20 protein-coding genes are annotated in these 19,764 nt (G+C 68.9%); 9 read left to right on the forward strand and 11 right to left on the reverse strand.

Annotation, left to right across the window (positions count from 1 at the left end; genetic code table 11):
* Positions 1-103 precede the first annotated feature (103 nt).
* The 5 genes from KHF85_RS06525 to KHF85_RS06545 form a co-directional block, all read right to left on the reverse strand.
* Positions 104-1,357 (reverse strand): cysteine desulfurase, encoded by a 1,254-nt coding sequence (locus tag KHF85_RS06525; RefSeq protein ID WP_284568960.1) that lies wholly within the window; start codon positions 1,355-1,357, stop codon positions 104-106.
* The gene (gene sufD, locus KHF85_RS06530) at positions 1,354-2,616 is read right to left on the reverse strand and encodes a Fe-S cluster assembly protein SufD (protein ID WP_284568961.1); all 1,263 of its coding nucleotides are present in this window, start codon (positions 2,614-2,616) and stop codon (positions 1,354-1,356) included. The genes KHF85_RS06525 and sufD overlap by 4 nt, the downstream gene beginning before the upstream one ends.
* The gene (gene sufC, locus KHF85_RS06535; RefSeq protein ID WP_237651977.1) at positions 2,613-3,380 is read right to left on the reverse strand and encodes a Fe-S cluster assembly ATPase SufC; all 768 of its coding nucleotides are present in this window, start codon (positions 3,378-3,380) and stop codon (positions 2,613-2,615) included. Before sufC ends, sufD begins: the two co-directional genes overlap by 4 nt.
* A 116-nt stretch (positions 3,381-3,496) precedes the next feature.
* Positions 3,497-4,939, reverse strand: coding sequence for a Fe-S cluster assembly protein SufB (gene sufB, locus KHF85_RS06540; protein ID WP_284568962.1), 1,443 nt, complete (start codon positions 4,937-4,939; stop codon positions 3,497-3,499).
* Between the two features lie 15 nt (positions 4,940-4,954).
* Complete coding sequence (locus KHF85_RS06545) at positions 4,955-5,413, reverse strand: SUF system Fe-S cluster assembly regulator (protein WP_003471961.1); 459 nt, start codon at positions 5,411-5,413, stop codon at positions 4,955-4,957.
* A gap of 192 nt (positions 5,414-5,605) precedes the next feature.
* Here KHF85_RS06545 and KHF85_RS06550 point away from each other — a divergent pair, with 192 nt between their 5' ends.
* The 3 genes from KHF85_RS06550 to KHF85_RS06560 all read left to right on the forward strand — a co-directional run bounded on the left by KHF85_RS06550 (position 5,606) and on the right by KHF85_RS06560 (position 7,755).
* Positions 5,606-6,073, forward strand: a complete 468-nt coding sequence (locus tag KHF85_RS06550) for an SET domain-containing protein (protein WP_284568963.1) — start codon at positions 5,606-5,608, stop codon at positions 6,071-6,073.
* 153 nt (positions 6,074-6,226) lie between these two features.
* On the forward strand, positions 6,227-7,183 hold the full coding sequence (locus KHF85_RS06555) for an IS1595 family transposase (RefSeq protein WP_284566649.1): 957 nt from the start codon (positions 6,227-6,229) through the stop codon (positions 7,181-7,183).
* A 26-nt stretch (positions 7,184-7,209) separates the two neighbouring features.
* A complete protein-coding gene (locus tag KHF85_RS06560; protein ID WP_284568964.1) occupies positions 7,210-7,755 on the forward strand; it encodes a type 1 glutamine amidotransferase domain-containing protein in 546 nt (181 codons plus the stop codon).
* A 345-nt stretch (positions 7,756-8,100) separates the two neighbouring features.
* Here KHF85_RS06560 and KHF85_RS06565 read toward each other — a convergent pair whose 3' ends face one another.
* The 5 genes from KHF85_RS06565 to KHF85_RS06585 all read right to left on the reverse strand — a co-directional run bounded on the left by KHF85_RS06565 (position 8,101) and on the right by KHF85_RS06585 (position 11,021).
* On the reverse strand, positions 8,101-8,700 hold the full coding sequence (locus KHF85_RS06565) for a DUF1439 domain-containing protein (protein ID WP_064538914.1): 600 nt from the start codon (positions 8,698-8,700) through the stop codon (positions 8,101-8,103).
* A gap of 108 nt (positions 8,701-8,808) precedes the next feature.
* A complete protein-coding gene (locus KHF85_RS06570; protein ID WP_284568965.1) occupies positions 8,809-9,108 on the reverse strand; it encodes a DUF3861 family protein in 300 nt (99 codons plus the stop codon).
* Between the two features lie 95 nt (positions 9,109-9,203).
* Entirely contained in the window at positions 9,204-9,767 is a 564-nt protein-coding gene (locus KHF85_RS06575) for a M23 family metallopeptidase (RefSeq protein WP_064538916.1), read from the reverse strand.
* Between the two features lie 5 nt (positions 9,768-9,772).
* Positions 9,773-10,471, reverse strand: coding sequence for a tellurite resistance TerB family protein (locus KHF85_RS06580; RefSeq protein WP_284568966.1), 699 nt, complete (start codon positions 10,469-10,471; stop codon positions 9,773-9,775).
* A gap of 151 nt (positions 10,472-10,622) precedes the next feature.
* Positions 10,623-11,021, reverse strand: a complete 399-nt coding sequence (locus KHF85_RS06585; protein WP_003470446.1) for an HU family DNA-binding protein — start codon at positions 11,019-11,021, stop codon at positions 10,623-10,625.
* A gap of 349 nt (positions 11,022-11,370) precedes the next feature.
* Between KHF85_RS06585 and KHF85_RS06590 the strand changes: the two genes are divergently transcribed.
* Both KHF85_RS06590 and KHF85_RS06595 read left to right on the forward strand, forming a co-directional pair.
* Positions 11,371-11,802: an OsmC family protein gene (locus tag KHF85_RS06590; protein ID WP_039005444.1), complete on the forward strand. Its 432-nt coding sequence runs from the start codon at positions 11,371-11,373 to the stop codon at positions 11,800-11,802.
* A 263-nt stretch (positions 11,803-12,065) separates the two neighbouring features.
* The gene (locus KHF85_RS06595; RefSeq protein WP_064538919.1) at positions 12,066-12,686 is read left to right on the forward strand and encodes a glycine zipper 2TM domain-containing protein; all 621 of its coding nucleotides are present in this window, start codon (positions 12,066-12,068) and stop codon (positions 12,684-12,686) included.
* A 135-nt stretch (positions 12,687-12,821) separates the two neighbouring features.
* On the opposite strand, the gene KHF85_RS06600 is transcribed toward KHF85_RS06595, so the two are convergent.
* Positions 12,822-13,700 (reverse strand): PhzF family phenazine biosynthesis protein, encoded by an 879-nt coding sequence (locus KHF85_RS06600; protein WP_284568967.1) that lies wholly within the window; start codon positions 13,698-13,700, stop codon positions 12,822-12,824.
* A gap of 175 nt (positions 13,701-13,875) precedes the next feature.
* On the opposite strand from KHF85_RS06600, the gene KHF85_RS06605 reads away from it, so the two are divergent.
* Genes KHF85_RS06605 through murD form a run of 4 tightly spaced genes read left to right on the forward strand, consistent with a single transcriptional unit; the run spans position 13,876 to position 19,687 of the window.
* Positions 13,876-16,485 carry a bifunctional aspartate kinase/diaminopimelate decarboxylase gene (locus KHF85_RS06605; RefSeq protein WP_284568968.1) on the forward strand — a complete coding sequence of 870 codons (2,610 nt, stop codon included), beginning with the start codon at positions 13,876-13,878 and terminating at the stop codon, positions 16,483-16,485.
* Positions 16,469-16,921: a hypothetical protein gene (locus KHF85_RS06610; RefSeq protein ID WP_284568969.1), complete on the forward strand. Its 453-nt coding sequence runs from the start codon at positions 16,469-16,471 to the stop codon at positions 16,919-16,921. The genes KHF85_RS06605 and KHF85_RS06610 overlap by 17 nt, the downstream gene beginning before the upstream one ends.
* Entirely contained in the window at positions 16,918-18,273 is a 1,356-nt protein-coding gene (murL, locus tag KHF85_RS06615; protein WP_284568970.1) for a UDP-N-acetyl-alpha-D-muramoyl-L-alanyl-L-glutamate epimerase, read from the forward strand. The genes KHF85_RS06610 and murL overlap by 4 nt, the downstream gene beginning before the upstream one ends.
* Positions 18,254-19,687 carry a UDP-N-acetylmuramoyl-L-alanine--D-glutamate ligase gene (gene murD, locus KHF85_RS06620; protein WP_284568971.1) on the forward strand — a complete coding sequence of 478 codons (1,434 nt, stop codon included), beginning with the start codon at positions 18,254-18,256 and terminating at the stop codon, positions 19,685-19,687. The genes murL and murD overlap by 20 nt, the downstream gene beginning before the upstream one ends.
* The last annotated feature ends 77 nt before the right edge of the window (positions 19,688-19,764 follow it).

Raw genomic sequence — 19,764 nt, forward strand, 5'->3', positions numbered from 1 at the left:
GGGACCGGGGACCGGGGACCAGGGACCCGGAAAGTCAAATGCAGGTCATGAACGCTTTCGCTTTTCCGGGTCCCCGGTCCCCGGTCCCGAGTCCCGAAACAACTCACCCCAACAACTTCCTCACCTTCACCAACGCCGCCACAAAGCGCTCGATCTCGGCATGCGTGTTGTAGAACGCCAGCGAGGCGCGGCAGGTGGCGGCGACGCCGTAGAACTGCAGCAGCGGGTGCGCGCAGTGCTGGCCGGAGCGGACCGCGACGCCTTCCAGGTCCAGCAGCGTGGCCAGGTCGTGGGCGTGCGCGCCTTCGACCAGGAACGACACCACCGCGGCCTTGCCCGGCGCGGTGCCGAAGATGCGCAGGCCATCGATCTTCTGCAGTTCTTCGGTGAAATGCGCCAGCAGTTCGGCCTCGCGCGCTTCCACGTGCTGCAGGCCCAGCGCGCTGAGGTAATCCACCGCCGCGCCCAGGCCGACGAAGCCGGCGATGTTGGGGGTGCCGGCCTCGAACTTGTGCGGCGGATCGTTGAACACGGTGCCGTCGAAGCTGACTTCCTTGATCATCTCGCCGCCGCCGATGAACGGCGGCATCGCCTGCAGGTGCTCGCGCCGCGCCCACAGCGCGCCGGTGCCGGTCGGGCCGCACATCTTGTGCCCGGTGATGGCGTAGAAGTCGCAGCCGATCGCGGCCACGTCCAGGGCGCGGTGGGGCGCGGCCTGCGAGCCGTCGATGACGCTGACGATGCCGCGCTTGCGCGCCTCGCGGCAGATCTCGCGCACCGGATTGACCGTGCCCAACACGTTGGAGACGTGGGTCAGCGCCAGCAGTTTCACGTCCGCGGTCATCGCCTTGCGCAGCGCGTCCAGGTCCAGCGCGCCGTCTTCGGTGATTTCGGCGACCTTGATGGTGGCGCCGGTGCGCTGCGCGACCAGCTGCCACGGCACGATGTTGGCGTGGTGTTCCATCCGCGACACCAGGATGCTGTCGCCGGCCTTGAGCCGCGGCAGCGCCCACGAATAGGCCACCAGGTTGATCGCGAAGGTGGTGCCGCTGCACAGCACCAGTTCGTCGGCGCGCACGTTGAGGAAGCGCGCCAGCTTGTTGCGCGCGCCCTCGTAGGCCTCGGTGGCCTCGGTGCCCAGCGCGTGTACCGCGCGGCTGACGTTGGCGTTGTAGCGGCGGTAGAACTCGTCCAGCGCCGCGATCACCTGCAGCGGTTTCTGCCCGGTGTTGGCGTTGTCGAAATAGATCAGCGGCTTGCCGTGCACCTGCCGCATCAGCAGCGGGAAATCGCTGCGCACCTTGTCCCAGTCCGGGGCCTGGTCCGGCGCCGCCTTGTGCGGGGCCACGCTGCTCATGCCACGCCCGCGGCGGCCAGCGCCTGGTCCAGGCGTGCGACCAGGAACTCGCTCAGCGCCGGATCCAGCACGCGCAGCGGTTCGCGGCAGAACGCGGCGGTCAGCAGCTGCTGCGCGCGCTCGCGCGGCAACCCGCGCGAGCGCAGGTAGAACAGCGCGTTGGCGTCGAGCTGGCCGACGGTGGCGCCGTGCGCGGCCTTGACCTCGTCGGCGTCGATCACCAGCACCGGCTGGGTGTCGATCTCGGCGTCGGCAGACAGCAGCAGGTTCTTGTTCGACAGGTTGGCGTCGCTGCCGTCGGCGCCCTGGCGGATGTGGATGCCGCCATGGAACACCACCCGGCTGCGCGCCGCGGCCACGCCGCGCCACAGCAGTTCGCAGGCGGTGTCGCGGGCGATGTGCTCGATGCCCAGGCGGGTGTCGATCTGGCGGCGGCCGTTGCCGAGCAGCACGCCATTGGCGAGCAGCCGCGCGTTGTCGCCTTCCAGGCGCACGTTGAGCTCGTGCCGCGACAGCGCGCCGCCCAGCTCCAGGTCGATGCGCCGGTACTGCGCGTCGCGTGCCAGCACCGCATCGGTGCGCAGCAGCGCTGTGACGCCGGACGCGTCCGCCTGCACCCGCGCGTGGGTCAGCTGCGCGCCGGCGGCCAGGTGCACGTGCGCCAGGGTATTGCTCAGGTGCGCGGCCTCGCCCAGGTGCAGGTGATGCTCGACCAGCGACAGCGCCGCGTCCTGGCGCAGTTCGATCAGGTGGCGATGGTGCCAGGCATGGTCGCCGGCACCGGTGGCGGACACGAACACCAGGTGCAGCGGCACCGCGACCTGCACCCCGGCGTCCACGCGCAGCACGCTGCCTTCGTCGGCCAGCGCGGCGTTGAGCTGGGCGAACACTTCGTCGCTGCGCTCGAAGCGGCGGCCGAGGAAGCGCATCGCGTCGTCGCCGCTGCGCAGGATCGTGGACAGGCGCTGCAACTCGACGCCGTCCGGCAGGCCGGCCAGATCCGACAGCGCATCGCTGCCGCGACCGTTGACGAACACCAGCCGCGGCGCGGGAATGCCGTCGACGATGGCCGCATCCACGGCTGGCGCCGCGCTCGGCGCCGGGCTGAAGCTGCGCCGCTCCAGCGCACGCAGCGAGGTGTACTTCCACGCCTCGCTGCGTGGGCCGGGCAGGCCGTCGCGCAGCGCCTGTACCAGCGGCGCGCGGCGCGCGCCGTCGCCGTGGAAGGCGGCTGCCAGGGAGTCGAGCAGGGCGCTCATCGGACCGTCGCCTCCGGCGCCACACGGTCCTTCAACCATGCGTAGCCATGCGCTTCCAGTTCCAGCGCCAGTTCCGGGCCGCCGCTCTGCACGATGCGGCCGTCGGCCAACACATGCACCACGTCCGGCTTGATGTAGTCGAGCAGGCGCTGGTAGTGGGTGATGACCAGGAACGCGCGCTCGGGCGAACGCAGTGCGTTGACGCCTTCGGCGACGGTCTTCAGCGCATCGATGTCCAGGCCGCTGTCGGTCTCGTCGAGGATCGCCAGCTTCGGCTCCAGCACCGCCAGCTGGAAGATCTCGTTGCGCTTCTTCTCGCCGCCGGAGAAACCCTCGTTGACGCCGCGGTGCAGCAGCTCGTCCTTCAGGTGCAGCACGGCGAGCTTTTGCCGCACCAACTTGAGAAACTGCATCGAATCCAGTTCGGCTTCGCCGCGCGCCTTGCGCTGCGCGTTGAGCGCGGCGCGCAGGAAGTAGGTGTTGTTGACTCCGGGGATTTCCACCGGGTACTGGAAGGCCAGGAACAGGCCGGCGGCGGCGCGTTCTTCCGGCTCCAGCTCGAGCAGGTCGCGGTCTTCGAAGCGCACGCTGCCCTGGGTCACCTCATAGCCGTCGCGGCCGGCGAGGATGTTGCCCAGCGTGGACTTGCCGGCGCCGTTGGGCCCCATGATGGCGTGCACCTGGCCGGGCTGAACGTCCAGCGACAGGCCCTTGAGGATGTCCTTGCCGGCGACGGAAGCGTGGAGGTTTTCGATGTTGAGCATGGGAATTGGGAATCGAGAATGGGGAATAGGGAAAAGCAGGTGTTGCCGCAGCTCGGAAGAATCGGGAAGAGAACCGATTCCCGATTCTCCATTCCCGATTCCCTGCTCGGTGGGCGTCAGCCGACCGAGCCTTCCAGCGACACTTCCAGCAGCTTCTTGGCTTCCACCGCGAACTCCATCGGCAGTTCGCGGAACACCTGCTTGCAGAAGCCGTCGACGATCATCGACACCGCGTTTTCCTGGTCGATGCCGCGGGCGCGGCAGTAGAACAGCTGGTCGTCGCTGATCTTGGAGGTGGTGGCTTCGTGTTCGACCGTGGCGGTGGGGTGCTTGACCTCGATGTACGGGAAGGTGTGCGCGCCGCACTGCTTGCCGATCAGCAGCGAATCGCACTGGGTGTAGTTGCGCGCGCCCTCGGCGCTGCGCTCCACCTTGACCAGGCCGCGGTAGGTGTTCTGGCCGCGCCCGGCGCTGATGCCCTTGCTGACGATCTTGCTCTTGGTGCGCTTGCCGATGTGGATCATCTTGGTGCCGGTATCGGCCTGCTGGCGGTGGTGGGTCAGCGCCACCGAGTGGAACTCGCCGACCGAGTCGTCGCCGATCAGCACGCACGAAGGATACTTCCAGGTGATCGCCGAGCCGGTCTCGACCTGGGTCCAGGTGATCTTGCTGCGCGCGCCGCGGCACTCGCCGCGCTTGGTCACGAAGTTGTAGATGCCGCCGACGCCGTTCTCGTCGCCCGGGTACCAGTTCTGCACCGTCGAATACTTGATCTCCGCGTCTTCCAGCACGACCAGCTCGACCACTGCCGCATGCAGCTGGTTCTCGTCGCGCATCGGCGCGGTGCAGCCTTCCAGATAGGACACGTAGGCCTTGTCCTCGCACACGATCAAGGTGCGCTCGAACTGGCCGGTGTGGCCGGCGTTGATGCGGAAATAGGTGCTCAGTTCCATCGGGCAGCGCACGCCCTTGGGGATGAACACGAAGCTGCCGTCGGAGAACACCGCCGAATTGAGCGCGGCGAAATAGTTGTCGCCGACCGGCACCACGCTGCCCAGGTACTGCTTGACGATCTCCGGATGCTCCTTGATCGCCTCGGACATCGAGCAGAAGATCACGCCCTTCTCGGCCAGTTCCTTGCGGAAGGTGGTGCCGACCGAGACAGAGTCGAACACCGCGTCCACCGCCACGCCGGCCAGCCGGGCGCGCTCATGCAGCGGCACGCCGAGCTTGTCGTAGGTGTCCAGCAGTTCCTTGGGCACGTCGTCCAGCGAGGCGTACTTGGGACCCTTCGGCGCGGAGTAGTAGCTCAGCGCCTGGAAATCGATCGGCGCGATGTTGAGCTTGGCCCAGTGCGGCATCGGCATCTTCAGCCAGTGCCGGTAGGCGGCCAGGCGCCATTCGGTCATCCACTGCGGCTCTTCCTTTTTGACGGACAGGGCGCGCACGACGTCTTCGTTCAAGCCGGGCAGGAACGCATCGGATTCGATATCGGTGATGAAGCCGGCGTCGTAGCGACGTCCCAGCCGTTCCAGGATTTCAGCGTTTTCGGTGGCCATGGGGCTGCCTACAGGTCAGGTGGTCGCGAACCGCACGGCGATCGGACGCCGTCTGGTTTCGCCGGAAGAGGGAAGCGGGTGCAGCATCTGCGCCAGGGTCACGCCGCGCAGCGCGTCGGCGACCACGTCGTTGATCAGCCGCCAGTTGGAGCGCACGCCGCATTTCTGCGCGATGCCGCACTGGCTGTGGTCCTGGCTGCATTCGGTGATCGCCAGCGGGCCTTCCATCGCCTCGACGATCTGGATCAGGGTGATGGCATCGGCCGGCTGCGCCAGCCGGTAGCCGCCATGCACGCCGCGCAGGCCTTCGACCAGCCCGGCCTGGGCCAGCGGCTTGAGCAGCTTGCTGACGGTGGGCGGCTCCAGCCCGGACTGTTCGGCCAGTTCGGTCGCGCTCAACACCTCGCCGGGACGTGCGGCGAGCACGGTCAGCACGACGGTGGCGTAATCGGTCAGCTTGGTGACGCGGAGCATGGGGCAAGGGCCGGAATTCAATGCGGACCGAAATTGTACGCTTTCGCGGCGCTGGCGTCCAAGCCGCGCGTTCATGTTTTTGCCTATCGCAGCGATCGGCGCCGCCGGCGCGGCCGTCAACGGTGAGCCGCGGGGCTTGGGATCGCCGCCGATGTGCGCCAGAATCAGCGCTTTCCCGTTCCGGACCGCCGCATGCCCCGCAAGATCGTCGCCCGCAAGTCCCGCATCCATGGCAATGGCGTGTTCGCCGCGCTGCCGCTCAAGAAAGGCGAGCGGGTCATCGAGTACAAGGGCCGGCGCCGCACCCATGCCGAAGTGGATCGCGACGAGGCTGGCGATGTCGAGACCGGACACACCTTCCTGTTCACGCTCAGCGACGACTACGTGATCGACGCCAACTACGAGGGCAACGATGCGCGCTGGATCAACCACAGCTGCGCGCCGAACTGCGAGGCGGTGATCATCGAGGCCGAAGGCGACGACCGGCGCCGGGACAAGGTGGTGATCGAGACCTTGCGTGCGATCAAGCCGGGCGAGGAACTGACCTACAACTACGGCATCACCCTGGGCGAACGGCACACGCCGCGGTTGAAGAAGATCTGGGAATGCCGCTGCGGGTCGAAGAACTGTACCGGCACCATGCTGCAGCCCAAGCGCTGAGCGCGCGCCTGCACGTGGCTTAGACGCGCGGCTCACGACGCTGCAACCGCAGCGCTCCTACGGTGACCCTCCCCCTGTACCTGATTAGCGCTGTGTCTCAGCTGGTGATGCTGCCTTGGTTTAGAAATGCAGGTTCTTCAGTGAGATACGGCGATGACGCTCAATCGGATCCAGTTCCAAAAGGGGCTTTCGATTCCGGCTTTTCTGAGCCGCTACGGCTCCGAGGCGCAATGTGTCGAGGCCTTGGTTCAGGCCAGGTGGCCCAATGGCTTCGTGTGTCCGCAGTGCGGACACACGCATGCCAGTGGCTTTGAGCGGGGACGCCAGCACCTGTGGCAGTGCGCGCGCTGCCGGGTACAGACCAGCTTGACCGCCGGCACGCCCATGGCAGACACCAAGCTTCCCTTGCGGGTGTGGTGGCTGGCCATCTATCTGGTGAGCCAAGCCAAGAACGGAATTGCTGCGCTGGAACTGGCTCGGCAACTGGGCGTGTGCTATCGCACTGCATGGCGGATCAAGCACAAAGTGATGTCGGCGATGGCCGATCGTGAGCAGTCACGCCGGCTCGACGGAGAGGTCCAGATCGATGATGCCTATCTGGGCGGCGAACGCGCCGGTGGTCCAGGCCAACCGCAGTGGCGCAATAAAGTGCCGTTTATTGCAGCGGTTTCCCTGCATCAAGGGCGCCCGCGCTATCTCCGCCTGGATGTGGTCTCCAGCTTCCGAAGAAGCGTCGTGCACACGTGGGCTCAGCAGGCACTGGCACCGGGCACCCATGTCGTCAGTGATGGGCTGACAGCGTTCACCGGTGTGGGCTGGGCAGGCCTGACCCACGATGCCATCGTGACCGGAAGCGGCCGCAAAGGCGTCCAGCAGCCTCGTCTGCGTTGGGTCAATACGATCCTGGGCAATCTCAAAACGGCGCTTAGCGGCACCCACCATGCGGTGGACTTCCCCAAATACGGCGCGCGCTACCTGCATGCGCATGCCTACCGCTTCAATCGCCGCTTCAACCTGGCCGCCATGGTGCCGCGCCTGGCCAGTGCCCTGGCCGGCGCGGGAAGGCTCACAGAGCAGCAACTGCGTACGACAGCTGAGACACAGCGCTAATCAGGCCCCCTGTAGAGGAGTTTCCCATGAGCACAGCATCTTCCCTGTCCGGCAAGCGCGTCGCGGTCCTGGCCACCGACGGTTTCGAACAGTCCGAGTTGCAGGAGCCCAAGCGCCTGCTGGAATCGTGGGGCGCGCAGGTCGATGTGATCGCGCCCGGCGAGGCGTCCAGCATCCGCGGCTGGAGCAAGCAGGACTGGGGCGACAGCGTGCCGGTCGACAAGCGCCTGGCCCAGGCCGCTGCCGGCGACTACGACGCGCTGCTGCTGCCAGGCGGGGTGATCAATCCGGACAAGCTGCGCACCGAAGCCTCCGCGATCGGCCTCATCCAGTCGTTCGCCAGCGCCGGCAAGCCGGTCGCGGCGATCTGCCACGGCCCCTGGCTGCTGGCCGAAAGCGGCCTGGTGCGCGACAAGCAGGTGACCTCGTGGCCATCGGTGAAGACCGACCTGAGCAATGCCGGCGCGCGCTGGCAGGACGCGGAAGTGGTGGTGGACGGCAATCTGATCACCAGCCGCAAGCCGGACGATATTCCCGCGTTCGCCGCAGCGGTGGCCAAGGCGCTGGGCTGAGTTCGGCGGCCAGTTTCTGCAACGAAAAACGGCGGCCTGTGGGCCGCCGTTTTTCTGTAGGAGAGGCTTATGCCCCTCCATCCGGCCGGGGAATGAAACAGTCGGAGCGATCGAGCCGAGAAAAGTGTCGCGGCTGAAGCCGCTCCTACAGGAATGCGGCCAGCGCACTGGGTGCACTGTAGGCGCGGCTTCAGCCGCGACAGCATCTTCGCTGCTGGCAGAGCTCCCTGTCGATCGTCGCGGCCAAGACGCCGTGCGCGACTGGCATCGACAGCAGTGCGCCGTTCTTTGCTCGCGCTGATCCGGGGCGCGCAGCGTCATCGCATCAGCTGCAGCAGCGCAGCATCACTGCCCCGACAACGCACCGGCCGGCACCAGCTTGCCGATGTCCTGGTTGAGGTGCACCACCAGCTTGCCGTTCTCCACCGCCGCCGATTCGATCTGCACGTTGCCCATCACCGCGGCCAGCGCCGGATCCAGCTTGTAGATCGGTTCCTTGCGCGCGTAATCGTCCAGCCACACGTTGAGCAGCTCGCGGGTGTTGGCGTCGAGCTTGCCGCCGTTGGCGGCCGGGCGGAAGTCGTCGATGGTCGGCGCCTGCAGGTGGAAGCTCTGGGTCTGCTGCTCGTAGCGCAGCCCGCTGGTCAGCAGCACCGTGCCCAACGGCGTCGGCGCGCCACCGCCGGTGGCCATGCTCAGGTCGAACTGCATCTTCAGCCGGTTGCCCGGCGGCAGCGACAGCTTGGGATCGCGGATGGTCATCTTCACCAGGCCGCCGAGCGCCTTGTGCGTCTGCGGGAAGCTGCCATCCAGGTACTGCTGCACATCGGCGGCGCCGACGCTGACCTGCTTGCCCTGGATCATCGGTTCGGCCTGCAGCTGCGCAGCGGCGGCGAGGAGAGCGAGCAGCGCGACGGCGCGCAAGGTCGGCAAGCGAAGCTTCATGGGATGTGGTGCCTTGGCAGAGTCAGGGGCCAACATAACCGCAGCGGGTGAATGCGCCATTAGCGGAAGGGGACGGACCGACGCGCGATGCGCACCGACCCGAACGCGTCAGCTGCTGCTCGGCGCCAGCCGCGCCAGGAGCGCATCCAGGCTCGGGCGCAGCGGTGCGAGCAGCGCCTGCGCCTCGCTGTGGCCGCGCTCGCTGAGTCCGCGCAGCAACTGCGTCCCGATGGTCAGCGCGGCGCGCTCGTCGCCCTGCAGGCCGGGATGACGCTGCGCCGCTTCCAGCACGCGCATCCAGTCCTGCCGGCAGCGCGCCTCGAATTCGATGGTGCAGCGCCCTTGGCATTGCAGCCCGTCGGCCTCGATCGGCGTGACGGTGATGCGGTAGCGTTGCGAGGCGGTCATGGGCGTGTACACGGCGGGTGGATGAACCCACGATAGGCCGCGTCTGCCGCGATCACGATAGGGATGGCCGCGACGCTCTGTTCCAGCGTCTTCGTTCAGCGCGCCGCGCGCAGCAGCGGCAATGGATCGTAGGCGCCGCCCTCGGCATAGACGCCATAGTGCAGATGCGGCGGCGTGCCGCGCGCATTGCCGCTGTCGCCGACGCTGCCGAGCGGGTCGCCGGCCTCGACCAAGTCGCCGACCTGCAGGCCCTGCGCCCAGTCCTGCAGATGCGCGTAGTAATGGCGCTGCCGGGCCGGGCCCATCACCCAGACCTGGCGGCCGCCGAGGCCGCGCTCGGCGACCGCGACGACGATGCCGCGGGTGGCGGACAGTACCGGCGTGCCGCGCCTGGCAAAGATGTCCACGCCAGCGTGCTGGCGATCGCGGCCGCGCGGCGCGCCGAACGTGCCGGCGACGCGGCGCGGATCCACGCCCTGCACCGGCATCCGCAACGCGGTCGGCGGCGGCTGCCGTGCCAGTTCCCAGCCGGCCCGCGCGCGCAGCGCCCAGGGCTGCTGCCAGGCCCATGCCAGCGCCAGCGCCGTGCAGGCCAGCGCTGCGGCGCGCAGCAGCCAGCGGCGCAGCCGCCGCGCAGGCGAGGGCGGCGCGGCCGACATCGCGCTCAGCCCGCGTGCGCTGCGGCTTGCCGTTGCAGGTGCTGCTTCAGGCTGTCGTCGATGCCGAGCTGGCGCGCCAGTTCGTCCAGGTAGCTGCGTTCCATGAAGCTCTGCGCGTCGGCGGCGAGCAGGCTGGCCAGGTACATCTCCGAGGCGATCTCCGGCGTGGTCGCGGCCTGCGCCACTTCGGCCGGATCCAGCGGTTTCTCCAGTTCCGCATGCAGCCAGCGCTGCACGTCCTCATCGCCGTTGAGGCGGGTGAACTCGCCTTCGATCAACTCGCGTTCGCGGGTGTCGATGTGGCCGTCGGCCTTGGCCGCGGCGACCAGCGCGCGCAGCACCGCCTGGCTGTGCTGTTCCACCTCCAGCGGCGGCAGCCGGTCCAGGGTCTGCGGTTCTTCCGGCGCGACGGCGCCGAGTTGCTGGCGCTTGTAGTCGCCGTAGGCGCGATAGGCCATCACCCCGATTGCGGCCAGGCCGCCGTAGGTCGCCAGCTTACGTGTGGTGCGGTTCTTGCCCAGCAGCAGGCCGAGCGCGCCGCCGCTCAGGGCGCCCTTGCCGAAGTCGGCGTTGAGCATGCCGCCGAGGCCGCCGCTCCTGGCGGGCGATCCCGCCGAGGCGGACGTGCCGGTCCTGGCCATGGCCTGGCCGGCGGCACCCTGCGCCGACTGCAGCAGTTGGTCGAGAAAGCCCTGTAGCTTCATGCACGCATTCCTGTCGTGTGGAGCCACAGGTATAGCGGGCATCGCCTTAGTGGCCTGTCAATCCCGCTGCGTGCGGCGGCGAGCGCGCAAAAAAAACGAGACGGCGGGGGCCGTCTCGTCAGCTGTGCTTGCCTGAGTCAGGCGACGCTGCTCAGAGCGCGGCGTCCTTGAGCTTCTTCAGCGGGCGCACCTTCAGCTTGGTGGTGGCCGGCTTGGCGGCGAACCACTGCTCTTCCTTGGTGAACGGGTTGATGCCCTTGCGCTTCGGCTTGGCCGGCACGCTGACCGAGGTGATCTTGAGCAGGCCCGGCAGGGTGAACGAACCGGCGCCCTTCTTGCTGACCGAGCCGGCCACGGCGTGCTCGAGCGAGGCCATCACCGCGCGCACGTCCTTGGCGACGACGCCGCTGGCTTCGGCGATGTGAGCGACCAGTGCCGACTTGCTCAGCGCTTCCTTGATCGGCTTGGGCGCGGCCGGCTTGGCGGCGGTCTTGGTGGCTACTTTCTTCGCTGCCTTTTTCGGGGCAGCCTTTTTCGCGGTCTTTGCCATGATGTCCTGATTCCGTAAACGATAGGTGGTTGGGTCGCGCCGACCCCGTCGGCATGGCGAAATGTAGGGCATGTGCTACGCCGCGCCAATAGGCAAAGCGCAAAAAGACGCGGAAAAAGCCCCATGCCGCGTTTTTTCGCGCCGCACGGGCGGATTTTGGCAGGGAAAACGCCAGCGCGCCGCCGCCGGTCGTGCCTGCAACGGGCAGGCACGCTGCGCCCTGGCGCTGTCGCGCCGTCGCTGGCTGCGCCCGCACAACGCGCGCCGGCCGCCGCGCGCGCTGCGCCGCACAAGGCCGTAACGCAGCCTGCTCTATGGTGCCGGCCTCATCCACCAGCAGGAGCATCGCATGGGTATTTCGCGTCACGCCACCGCACACTGGGAAGGCGATCTCAAGACCGGCAAGGGCCAGCTGAGCACGCCGCAGAGCGGGCTGTTGCAGGACACCCGCTATGCCTTCAGCAGCCGCTTCGGCGACGAGAAGGGCACCAACCCGGAAGAACTGATCGCTGCCGCGCATGCCGGCTGTTTCACCATGGCGCTGTCGGCCAAGCTCAGCGAAGCGGGCTTCCCGCCGACCGCGCTGGACACGCGCGCCGAGGTCGATCTGTCGATGGAAGGCGGTCCGCAGTTGTCGCAGATCCGGCTCAAGCTCAAGGCCGTGGTCCCGAACATCGAGGCCGCGCAGTTCCGCGCGCTGGCCGACGACGCCAAGCAGAACTGCCCGATCTCCAAGGCACTGAGCGCGGTGCCGATCAGCCTGGAAGCGGAACTGGGCTGAGCGCCGGGCCTGGCGCGCGCCGCCAGGCCGTCGCTTCGACATGGCTCAGGCCGTGCCTGCGTGCGATTGGCAGGCACGGCGCTTCGCGCACGGCAATGGGAACGGTTGCAGCCGCGCTGCGTGGCAGGCCGCGGCTGCGCCCGCATGCGACAACAGCTGTCGCGACGCTAAACAGGCGCCGCCGCCTGGCCCCAATTCAGTTTCGTTTCACCGGCGCGGGCCGAGCATGCAGTTGCGCGATCCACGCGCTTGGAATCTTCGCCATGAACAAGCTCTCGACCCGTCTTCTGACCGCCGCGCTCGCCGTGGGCGTGGTCGGTTCCGCCGCTGCGCAGGACTATGGCCGCTACGACACGTATCGCGATCGTGGCTATCCGGGCAGCGGCACCTACGATTACGCCCGTGTGGTGCGTGCCGATCCGATCCTGGTGCCGGTGCGCGGCCCGCGCGAGACCACCGAGCGCTGCTACGAACGCCCGGCCTACGGCGGATATGTCGACAACGGCTATCGCGGCGATGGCTATTACAACGGTGGCTATCGCGGCAGCGACGGCGGGCGCAGCGCAGCCACGGTGGTCGGCGGCATCGCCGGTGCGCTGCTGGGCAGCCGCGTCGGCGGCGGTAACGGCCGTTTCGTCGGGACCGCGGTCGGCACCATGGTCGGCGGCCTGGCCGGGCGCTCGATCTACGACAGCAACAGCCGCAGCAGCGTGCAGACCGGCTCGGTCAGCGTCTGCGAACCGGTCGCCTACCGCAGCGAAACCTATGACCGGGTGGATGGCTACGACGTGACCTACGAATACGGCGGCCGCTACTACCACACCCGCAGCGCGCAGCGTCCCGGCGACCGCATCCGGGTGCGCGTGGATGTGCTGCCCGACTGACCGGCGCGGACGCCTCATGCGAGGCGTGCATGGCCGTCGTCGGCCGCGACCATCTCCACGGTTGCCGCCGACGCGACGCAAGCGACATGCCTTCATGCCCGCCGGCGATGCCGGCGGGCGGTACCGATCCGCGCGTCAACGCCAGTCGATGTGTCCCTCGATCACCGTTTGCACCTGGCCGCCGGACCACACCTCGCCGGCGCTGTCCACGCTCAGGGTCAGCAAGGCGTCGTGGCCGACTTCGCGGCCCTGGCTGACCGCATAGCGGCCATCGTGGCCGGGGAGCGCGGCGCGATGATCCAGCCACGCCGCGAGCACGGCATTGGCGGCGCCCGACGCGGCATCCTCGAAGCGGCGACCATTGCCGACGAACGCGCGCACGGCCAACTGGTAGGCCTGGGCATTGGCCCGCGCATAGGCGAACACGCCCATGCTGGCGGTACGTTCGGCCAGGGCCGCGATCGCGTCCCACTCCGGTCTCAGGCTGCGCAGCGCCGCCTCGTCGGCGACTTCGACCAGCCACCAGCAGCGGCCGCCGTCCATGCGCACCGGCGGTTGTGCGCCGAGCGGCCAGCCGGCCAGCGCGGCGCTCAGGCGCGGATCGTCGGCATTGGCGATCTCGCCGACCTGCGCGCGCGGGGTGCGGATGGCGATGCTGGGCACGCCACCGTCGGCAACCAGCCGCAACGGCAGCAGTCCGGCGATGCCTTCCTGCACGAAGACGCCGTCCTTGGGCACGGCGATGCCAGACTCCAGCACCGCGTGCGCGGTCCCGATGCTGGGATGGCCGGCGAACGGCACTTCCTTCTGCGGACTGAACATGCGGATGCCGTAGCTGGCGCCCGGTTGCGTGGCCGGGAACACGAAGGTGGTCTCCGGCAGCCGCGTCCAGCGCGCGATCGCCTGCATGGCGGCGTCGTCCAGGCCTTGCGCGTCCAGCACCACCGCCAGCGGATTGCCGGCCCCGGGGCGCGGTGAGAACACATCGAGCTGCAGGAAACGGCGTTTGGTCATGGTCGTTGCATCACGCGTTTGGGGGAGCGCGAAGATTAGCAAGCAGGGAGCGGGCGGCGGACGTGCCTGTGTCACACGCTCGCGGACAAGCGCCCACAGCGCGGCGCTTGGCATAGAATCGCAAGTTCCGCCCGGCGTTCCGGGCCTCTCTCCCTCCATCAGACCCCACAACGAAATGTCCTCTTCCCCCCACGTCGATCGCTGGATCGTCCTCAAGTTCGGCGGCACCTCGGTGTCGCGTCGTCATCGCTGGGATACGATCGGGACGCTGGCGAAAAAACGCGCCGACGAGACCGGGGCGCGGGTGCTGGTGGTGGTATCGGCGCTGTCCGGGGTCACCAACGAGCTGACCGCGATCGCCGACGGCAGCGCCGACAGCGCGCAGCGCGTGGCCGCGCTGGAGCAGCGCCACCGCGATTTCCTGGGCGAACTGGAACTGGATGCGGAGCACGTGCTCGGCGAGCGCCTGGCGGCGCTGCGCGGATTGCTCGACGACCCGCGCGCAGCGACCCGCACGCTGGACTGGCAGGCCGAGGTGCTGGGCCAGGGCGAGTTGCTGTCGTCCACGCTGGGCGCGGCCTACCTGCGCGCCAGCGGCCTGGATGTCGGCTGGATGGACGCGCGCCAGTGGCTGGACGCATTGCCGCCGCAGCCGAACCAGAGCGAGTGGTCCAAGCGCCTGTCGGTGTCGTGCCAATGGCAGTCCGACACGGCCTGGCGCGAACGCTTCGTCGCCCAGCCGGCGCGGATGCTGATCACCCAGGGCTTCATCGCGCGGCACCAGGATGGCGGCACCGCGATCCTCGGCCGCGGCGGTTCGGATACCTCGGCGGCGTACTTCGGCGCGCTGCTCGGCGCCAGCCGGGTGGAGATCTGGACCGACGTGCCGGGCATGTTCAGCGCCAATCCGCGCGAGGTGCCGGACGCGCGCCTGCTGACCCGGCTGGACTATTACGAAGCGCAGGAAATCGCCACCACCGGCGCCAAGGTGCTGCACCCGCGCTCGATCAAGCCGTGCCGCGACGGCGGCGTGCCGATGGCGATCCTGGACACCGAGCGGCCCGAGCTGCCCGGCACCAGCATCGACGGCAACGCGCGCACCGTGCCCGGGGTCAAGGCGATCAGCCGCCGCAACGGCATCGTGCTGGTGTCGATGGAAGGCATCGGCATGTGGCAGCAGGTCGGCTTCCTGGCCGACGTGTTCGCGCGCTTCGCCAAGCACGGCCTGTCGGTGGACCTGATCGGTTCGGCCGAGACCAACGTCACCGTGTCGCTGGACCCGAGCGAGAACCTGGTCAACACCGACGTGCTGGCGGCGCTGTCGGCCGACCTGGCGGAGATCTGCCGGGTCAAGATCATCGTGCCGTGCGCGGCGATCACCCTGGTCGGGCGCGGTATGCGCTCGCTGCTGCACAAGCTCTCGGACGTGTGGGCCACGTTCGGCAAGGAGCGCGTGCACATGATCTCGCAGTCGTCCAACGATCTGAACCTGACCTTCGTCATCGACGAGGCCGATGCCGAGGGCCTGCTGCCGATCCTGCACGCCGAGCTGATCGACAGCGGCGCGATGCCGGTGGAGGAGACCGAGGTGTTCGGCCCGCGCTGGCGCGAGATCACCGGCAGCGTGCGCACGCGGCCCACGCCGTGGTGGCATGCCGAGCGCGAGCACCTGCTGCGCCTGGCCGAGGCCGGCACGCCGCGCTATGTCTACCATCTGCCGACGCTGCGCGCGCGCGCGCGCGCGCTCAAGGCGATCGCGCCGATCGACCAGCGCTACTACGCGATCAAGGCCAATTCGCACCCGGCGATCCTGGAGACGCTGGTCGCGGAGGGCTTCGGCCTGGAATGCGTGTCGCACGGCGAACTGCGCCGCGTGTTCGACACCTTGCCGGAGCTGTCGCCGCGGCGCGTGCTGTTCACCCCCAGCTTCGCGCCGAAGGCCGAGTACGAAGCCGCATTCGCGCTGGGCGTGACCGTCACCGTGGACAACGTGGAGCTGCTGCAGCGCTGGCCGGAGCTGTTCCGCGGCCGCAGCCTGTGGCTGCGCATCGACCTGGGCCATGGCGACGGCCACCACGAGAAGGTCAACACCGGCGGCAAGGCGTCCAAGTTCGGCCTGTCGGCGACGCGGGTGGACGAGTTCGTCGAGGTCGCGCGCACGCTGGAGATCCGCATCGTCGGCGTGCACGCGCACCTGGGTAGCGGCGTGGAGACCGCGCAGCACTGGCGGCGCATGTGCGACGAACTGGCCGGCTTCGCGCGCCGCATCGGCAGCGTGGAGATCATCGACATCGGCGGCGGCCTGCCGATTCCGTACAGCGCCGACGACGAGCCGTTCGACCTGGATACCTGGGCGCAGGGCCTGGCCGAGGCCAAGGCGGTGCATCCGGCGTTTCGCCTGGCGGTCGAGCCGGGCCGTTACCTGGTCGCCGAATGCGGGGTGCTGCTGGCCGGCGCCACCCAGGTGGTCGAGAAGGACGGCATCCGCCGGGTCGGCCTGGATGCGGGCATGAACGCGCTGCTGCGCCCGGCGCTGTACGACGCCTGGCACGACGTGGCCAACCTGAGCCGCCTGGACTGCGACGCCGATACGGTGTTCGACGTGGTCGGCCCGATCTGCGAATCCAGCGACGTGTTCGGCAAGCGCCGCCGCCTGCCCGCCGCCACCGCCGCGGACGATGTGATGCTGGTCGCCGACGCCGGCGCCTACGGTTACGCGATGGCCAGCACCTACAACCAGCGCGAGCTGCCGCGCGAGGATGCGATCGATGCGCCCGCAGGCTGAGTTCATCGCGCTCAGCGCCGTCGCCGGCGGCGCGGCGATGATGTTGGCCACCGCGGCCGATCAGGCGGGTACCGCCCTGCCGTGGACCGACAACCTCAAGTGGGTGCTGCCGGCGCTGAGCGCGGCGGGCATGGGGGCATGGCTGGCCTGGCGCTGGCAACGCCGGCGGCATGGCGGCCGCGCCGGCAGCATGGCGTTGCGCACGCTGTTGTTGGGCGCATGCAGTTATGTCCCGGCGCTAATGTTGTATCTCGGGGTGGTGTTCGCGGCGTCCGCCGATGCCACGCAGGGCAGCTCGAACTGGGGGCTGTTTTCGCTGGCCTTCCTGTTCGGTTGCCTGCCGTTGCTGTGGGCCGCGTTGCCGTTTTCGATGATCGAATTTTTCCTGTGCCGACGTTACTTGCGTCGCACGCGTGTCCTTGCAGGTAGTCCATGACCGCTTTCGACAAACAGCAGATCGCCACCTTCCGTTTCGTGCGCTGCGCGTTCGACGCCGACAGCGGCGTCGCGCGCCTGGTCTATGCGTTCGACCAGGGCCCGGAGCTGGTGGAGACGATCACCGTGCCCGGCGCGCCGTTCGTGCTGGACGCGGCGCGCGCGCAGGCGCTGCAGCGCGCGCTGCGCCTGCTGCATCTGATCGCCGGGGTCAGCTACTACAAGGCCGCGGTGCCGCCGCAGATCGTCATCGACGACTACGCGATCGACGCCGAGACCGCCACGCTGCTGGACAGCGTATACCTGCACGGGCTGGGCGAGTTCGCCTACCGCAACGGGCTGGATCTGCGCGAGCGGATCCGTTTTCCGGCGACCGCGGGCAACGAGCAGGACGCTGCGGCGCTTGGCCTGCGCGCGCACGCGCTGGTGGCGATCGGCGGCGGCAAGGATTCGCTGGTCAGCATCGAGGCCTTGCGCGCGGCCGGCGTGGAACAGACCGTGGCCTGGATCGGCGGCTCGCAGCTGATCCGCGCCTGCGCCGAGCGTACCGCCTTGCCGACCCTGAACATCGGCCGCGCGCTGGCGCCGGAGCTGTTCGAACTGAACCGGCAGGGCGCGTGGAACGGGCATATCCCGGTGACCGCGGTGAACTCGGCGATCCTGGTGTTCGCCGCGTTGCTGCACGGCGCCGGCCAGGTGGTGTTCTCCAACGAGCATTCGGCCAGCTACGGTAGCCAGATCGCAGGCACCGGCGAGGTCAACCACCAGTGGTCCAAGGGCTGGGCGTTCGAGCAGGCGTTCGGCGCGCACGTGCAGCGCTACGTCGCCGCCGACCTGCGCTACTACTCGCTGCTGCGCCCGCTGTCGGAACTGGCGGTGGCGCGGCAGTTCGCCAAGAACGACCATTACGACGCGCATTTCTCCAGCTGCAACCGCAACTTCCACATCCTCGGCGAGCGCCCGGCGCACCGCTGGTGCGGGGTGTGTCCGAAGTGCCATTTCGTGTTCCTGGCGCTGGCCCCGTTCATGCCGAAGACGCGGCTGGTGCGGATCTTCGGCCGCAACCTGCTCGACGACGCGGCGCAGGCGCCGGGCTTCGATGCGCTGCTGGAATTCCAGGACCACAAGCCGTTCGAATGCGTCGGCGAGGGCCGCGAATCGCGCGCGGCGATGGCCACGCTGGCGGCGCGCGCGGAATGGAAGGAGGACGCGCTGGTGGCGCGCTTCATTCGCGAGATCCAGCCGCAGCTCCACAGCGAGGACCTGCGCGTGGAACCGCTGCTGGCGCTGGACGCGCAGCACCGCATTCCGGCCGAGCTTTGGGAACGCGTGCGTGCGAATTTCGCAGCTTGAGGGTTTGCGCGTCGCGCTGTGGGGCTGGGGGCGCGAGGGGCGGGCTGCTTACCGCGCGTTGCGCGGGGCGCGGGACTCGGGACTCGGGACTCGGGACTCGGCAAGCGCGCCGCTGACGCTGTTCTGTTCGGCTGACGAAGCCGCCGAGGTCGCTGCGTTGCACTATTCCTTGCTGCATGTGGAGACCGAGGCCAGCGCCGAGCGCCTGGCCGCGTTCGACGTGGTGATCAAGTCGCCGGGGATCAGTCCGTATCGGCCCGAGGCGCAGGCCGCTGCGGCGCAAGGTACGCGCTTCATCGGCGGTACCGCGCTGTGGTTCGCCGAACGCGCGGGCGCCGACGGGGTGGTGCCGGGCAGCGTCTGCATCACCGGCACCAAGGGCAAGAGCACCAGCACTGCGCTATTGGCGCATCTGCTGCGCGCCGGCGGCCACCGTACCGGCCTGGTCGGCAATATCGGCCTGCCGCTGCTGGAAGTGCTGGCGCCAGCGCAGCCGCCGGAATACTGGGCGATCGAATTGTCCAGCTACCAGACCGGCGACGTCGCCAGCAGCGGCGCGCGGCCGCAGCTGGCGCTGGTGCTGAACCTGTTCCCGGAACATCTGGACTGGCACGGCAGCCAGGCGCGCTACGTCGAAGACAAGCTGGCGCTGGTGACCCGGGCGCGGCCGCGTATCGCGCTGCTCAACGCCGCCGATCCGCACCTGGCCGCGCTGGCGTTGCCCGATAGCGAGGTGCGCTGGTTCAATCGCGAAGACGGCTGGCATATGCGCGGCGCTGTCGTGCACCGCGGCGAGGCGGCGGTGTTCGACAGCGCGCGGGTGCCGCTGCCCGGCCGGCACAACCGCGGCAACCTGTGCGCGGTGCTGGCGGCGATCGAGGCGCTGGGCCTGGACGCGGCGGCGCTGGCGCCGGCCGCGGCGGATTTCCGGCCGTTGCCGAACCGCTTGCAGACCCTGGGCGAGCGCGACGGCATCGCCTACGTCAACGACTCGATCAGCACCACCCCGCACGCCACGCTCGCGGCGCTGGAATGCTTCCGCGGGCGCCGCATCGCGTTGCTGGTCGGCGGCCACGACCGCGGCCTGGACTGGCAGGACTTCGCCACGGCGATGCGCCACGGCGCGCCGCTGCAGATCGTCACCATGGGCAGCAACGGCCCGCGCATCCACGCGCTGCTGGCGCCGCTGGCCGCGGCCGGCGGCTTCGGCCTGCATGCCGCCGCGGACCTGCCGGCGGCGGTCGCGTTGGCGCGCGCGGCGCTGGGCGAAGGCGGCGGCGTGGTGCTGCTGTCGCCGGGCGCGCCCAGCTTCGGCGCCTACCGCGATTACGTGGCGCGCGGCCGCCATTTCGCCGAGCTGGCCGGGTTCGACCAGGAGGCGATCAGCGCGATCCCGGGGTTGGGCATCGCCTGAGCTGTCTGCTCCTGCATCGGCTTGGCGCGCACGCCGCTTATCCGCGCCGTGCCTGGAAGGCTTCGATCGAGATGATG

The organism is Xanthomonas graminis pv. graminis, assembly GCF_030168915.1.
Lineage (GTDB): Bacteria > Pseudomonadota > Gammaproteobacteria > Xanthomonadales > Xanthomonadaceae > Xanthomonas_A > Xanthomonas_A translucens.

Excerpts from the sequence above, each read along its gene's own strand:
- sufC (WP_237651977.1), bottom strand. The coding sequence starts at position 3,380 with ATGCTCAACATCGAAAACCTCCACGCTTCCGTCGCCGGCAAGGACATC.
- KHF85_RS06570 (WP_284568965.1), bottom strand. The coding sequence starts at position 9,108 with ATGACCGCCTCGCAACGCTACCGCATCACCGTCACGCCGATCGAGGCC.
- KHF85_RS06605 (WP_284568968.1), top strand. The coding sequence starts at position 13,876 with ATGTCCTCTTCCCCCCACGTCGATCGCTGGATCGTCCTCAAGTTCGGC.
- sufD (WP_284568961.1), bottom strand. The coding sequence starts at position 2,616 with ATGAGCGCCCTGCTCGACTCCCTGGCAGCCGCCTTCCACGGCGACGGC.
- KHF85_RS06585 (WP_003470446.1), bottom strand. The coding sequence starts at position 11,021 with ATGGCAAAGACCGCGAAAAAGGCTGCCCCGAAAAAGGCAGCGAAGAAA.
- KHF85_RS06550 (WP_284568963.1), top strand. The coding sequence starts at position 5,606 with ATGCCCCGCAAGATCGTCGCCCGCAAGTCCCGCATCCATGGCAATGGC.
- KHF85_RS06595 (WP_064538919.1), top strand. The coding sequence starts at position 12,066 with ATGAACAAGCTCTCGACCCGTCTTCTGACCGCCGCGCTCGCCGTGGGC.
- KHF85_RS06565 (WP_064538914.1), bottom strand. The coding sequence starts at position 8,700 with ATGAAGCTTCGCTTGCCGACCTTGCGCGCCGTCGCGCTGCTCGCTCTC.
- KHF85_RS06610 (WP_284568969.1), top strand. The coding sequence starts at position 16,469 with ATGCGCCCGCAGGCTGAGTTCATCGCGCTCAGCGCCGTCGCCGGCGGC.
- KHF85_RS06560 (WP_284568964.1), top strand. The coding sequence starts at position 7,210 with ATGAGCACAGCATCTTCCCTGTCCGGCAAGCGCGTCGCGGTCCTGGCC.
- KHF85_RS06600 (WP_284568967.1), bottom strand. The coding sequence starts at position 13,700 with ATGACCAAACGCCGTTTCCTGCAGCTCGATGTGTTCTCACCGCGCCCC.
- KHF85_RS06555 (WP_284566649.1), top strand. The coding sequence starts at position 6,227 with ATGACGCTCAATCGGATCCAGTTCCAAAAGGGGCTTTCGATTCCGGCT.
- sufB (WP_284568962.1), bottom strand. The coding sequence starts at position 4,939 with ATGGCCACCGAAAACGCTGAAATCCTGGAACGGCTGGGACGTCGCTAC.
- KHF85_RS06575 (WP_064538916.1), bottom strand. The coding sequence starts at position 9,767 with ATGTCGGCCGCGCCGCCCTCGCCTGCGCGGCGGCTGCGCCGCTGGCTG.
- murL (WP_284568970.1), top strand. The coding sequence starts at position 16,918 with ATGACCGCTTTCGACAAACAGCAGATCGCCACCTTCCGTTTCGTGCGC.
- KHF85_RS06580 (WP_284568966.1), bottom strand. The coding sequence starts at position 10,471 with ATGAAGCTACAGGGCTTTCTCGACCAACTGCTGCAGTCGGCGCAGGGT.
- KHF85_RS06525 (WP_284568960.1), bottom strand. The coding sequence starts at position 1,357 with ATGAGCAGCGTGGCCCCGCACAAGGCGGCGCCGGACCAGGCCCCGGAC.
- KHF85_RS06545 (WP_003471961.1), bottom strand. The coding sequence starts at position 5,413 with ATGCTCCGCGTCACCAAGCTGACCGATTACGCCACCGTCGTGCTGACC.
- KHF85_RS06590 (WP_039005444.1), top strand. The coding sequence starts at position 11,371 with ATGGGTATTTCGCGTCACGCCACCGCACACTGGGAAGGCGATCTCAAG.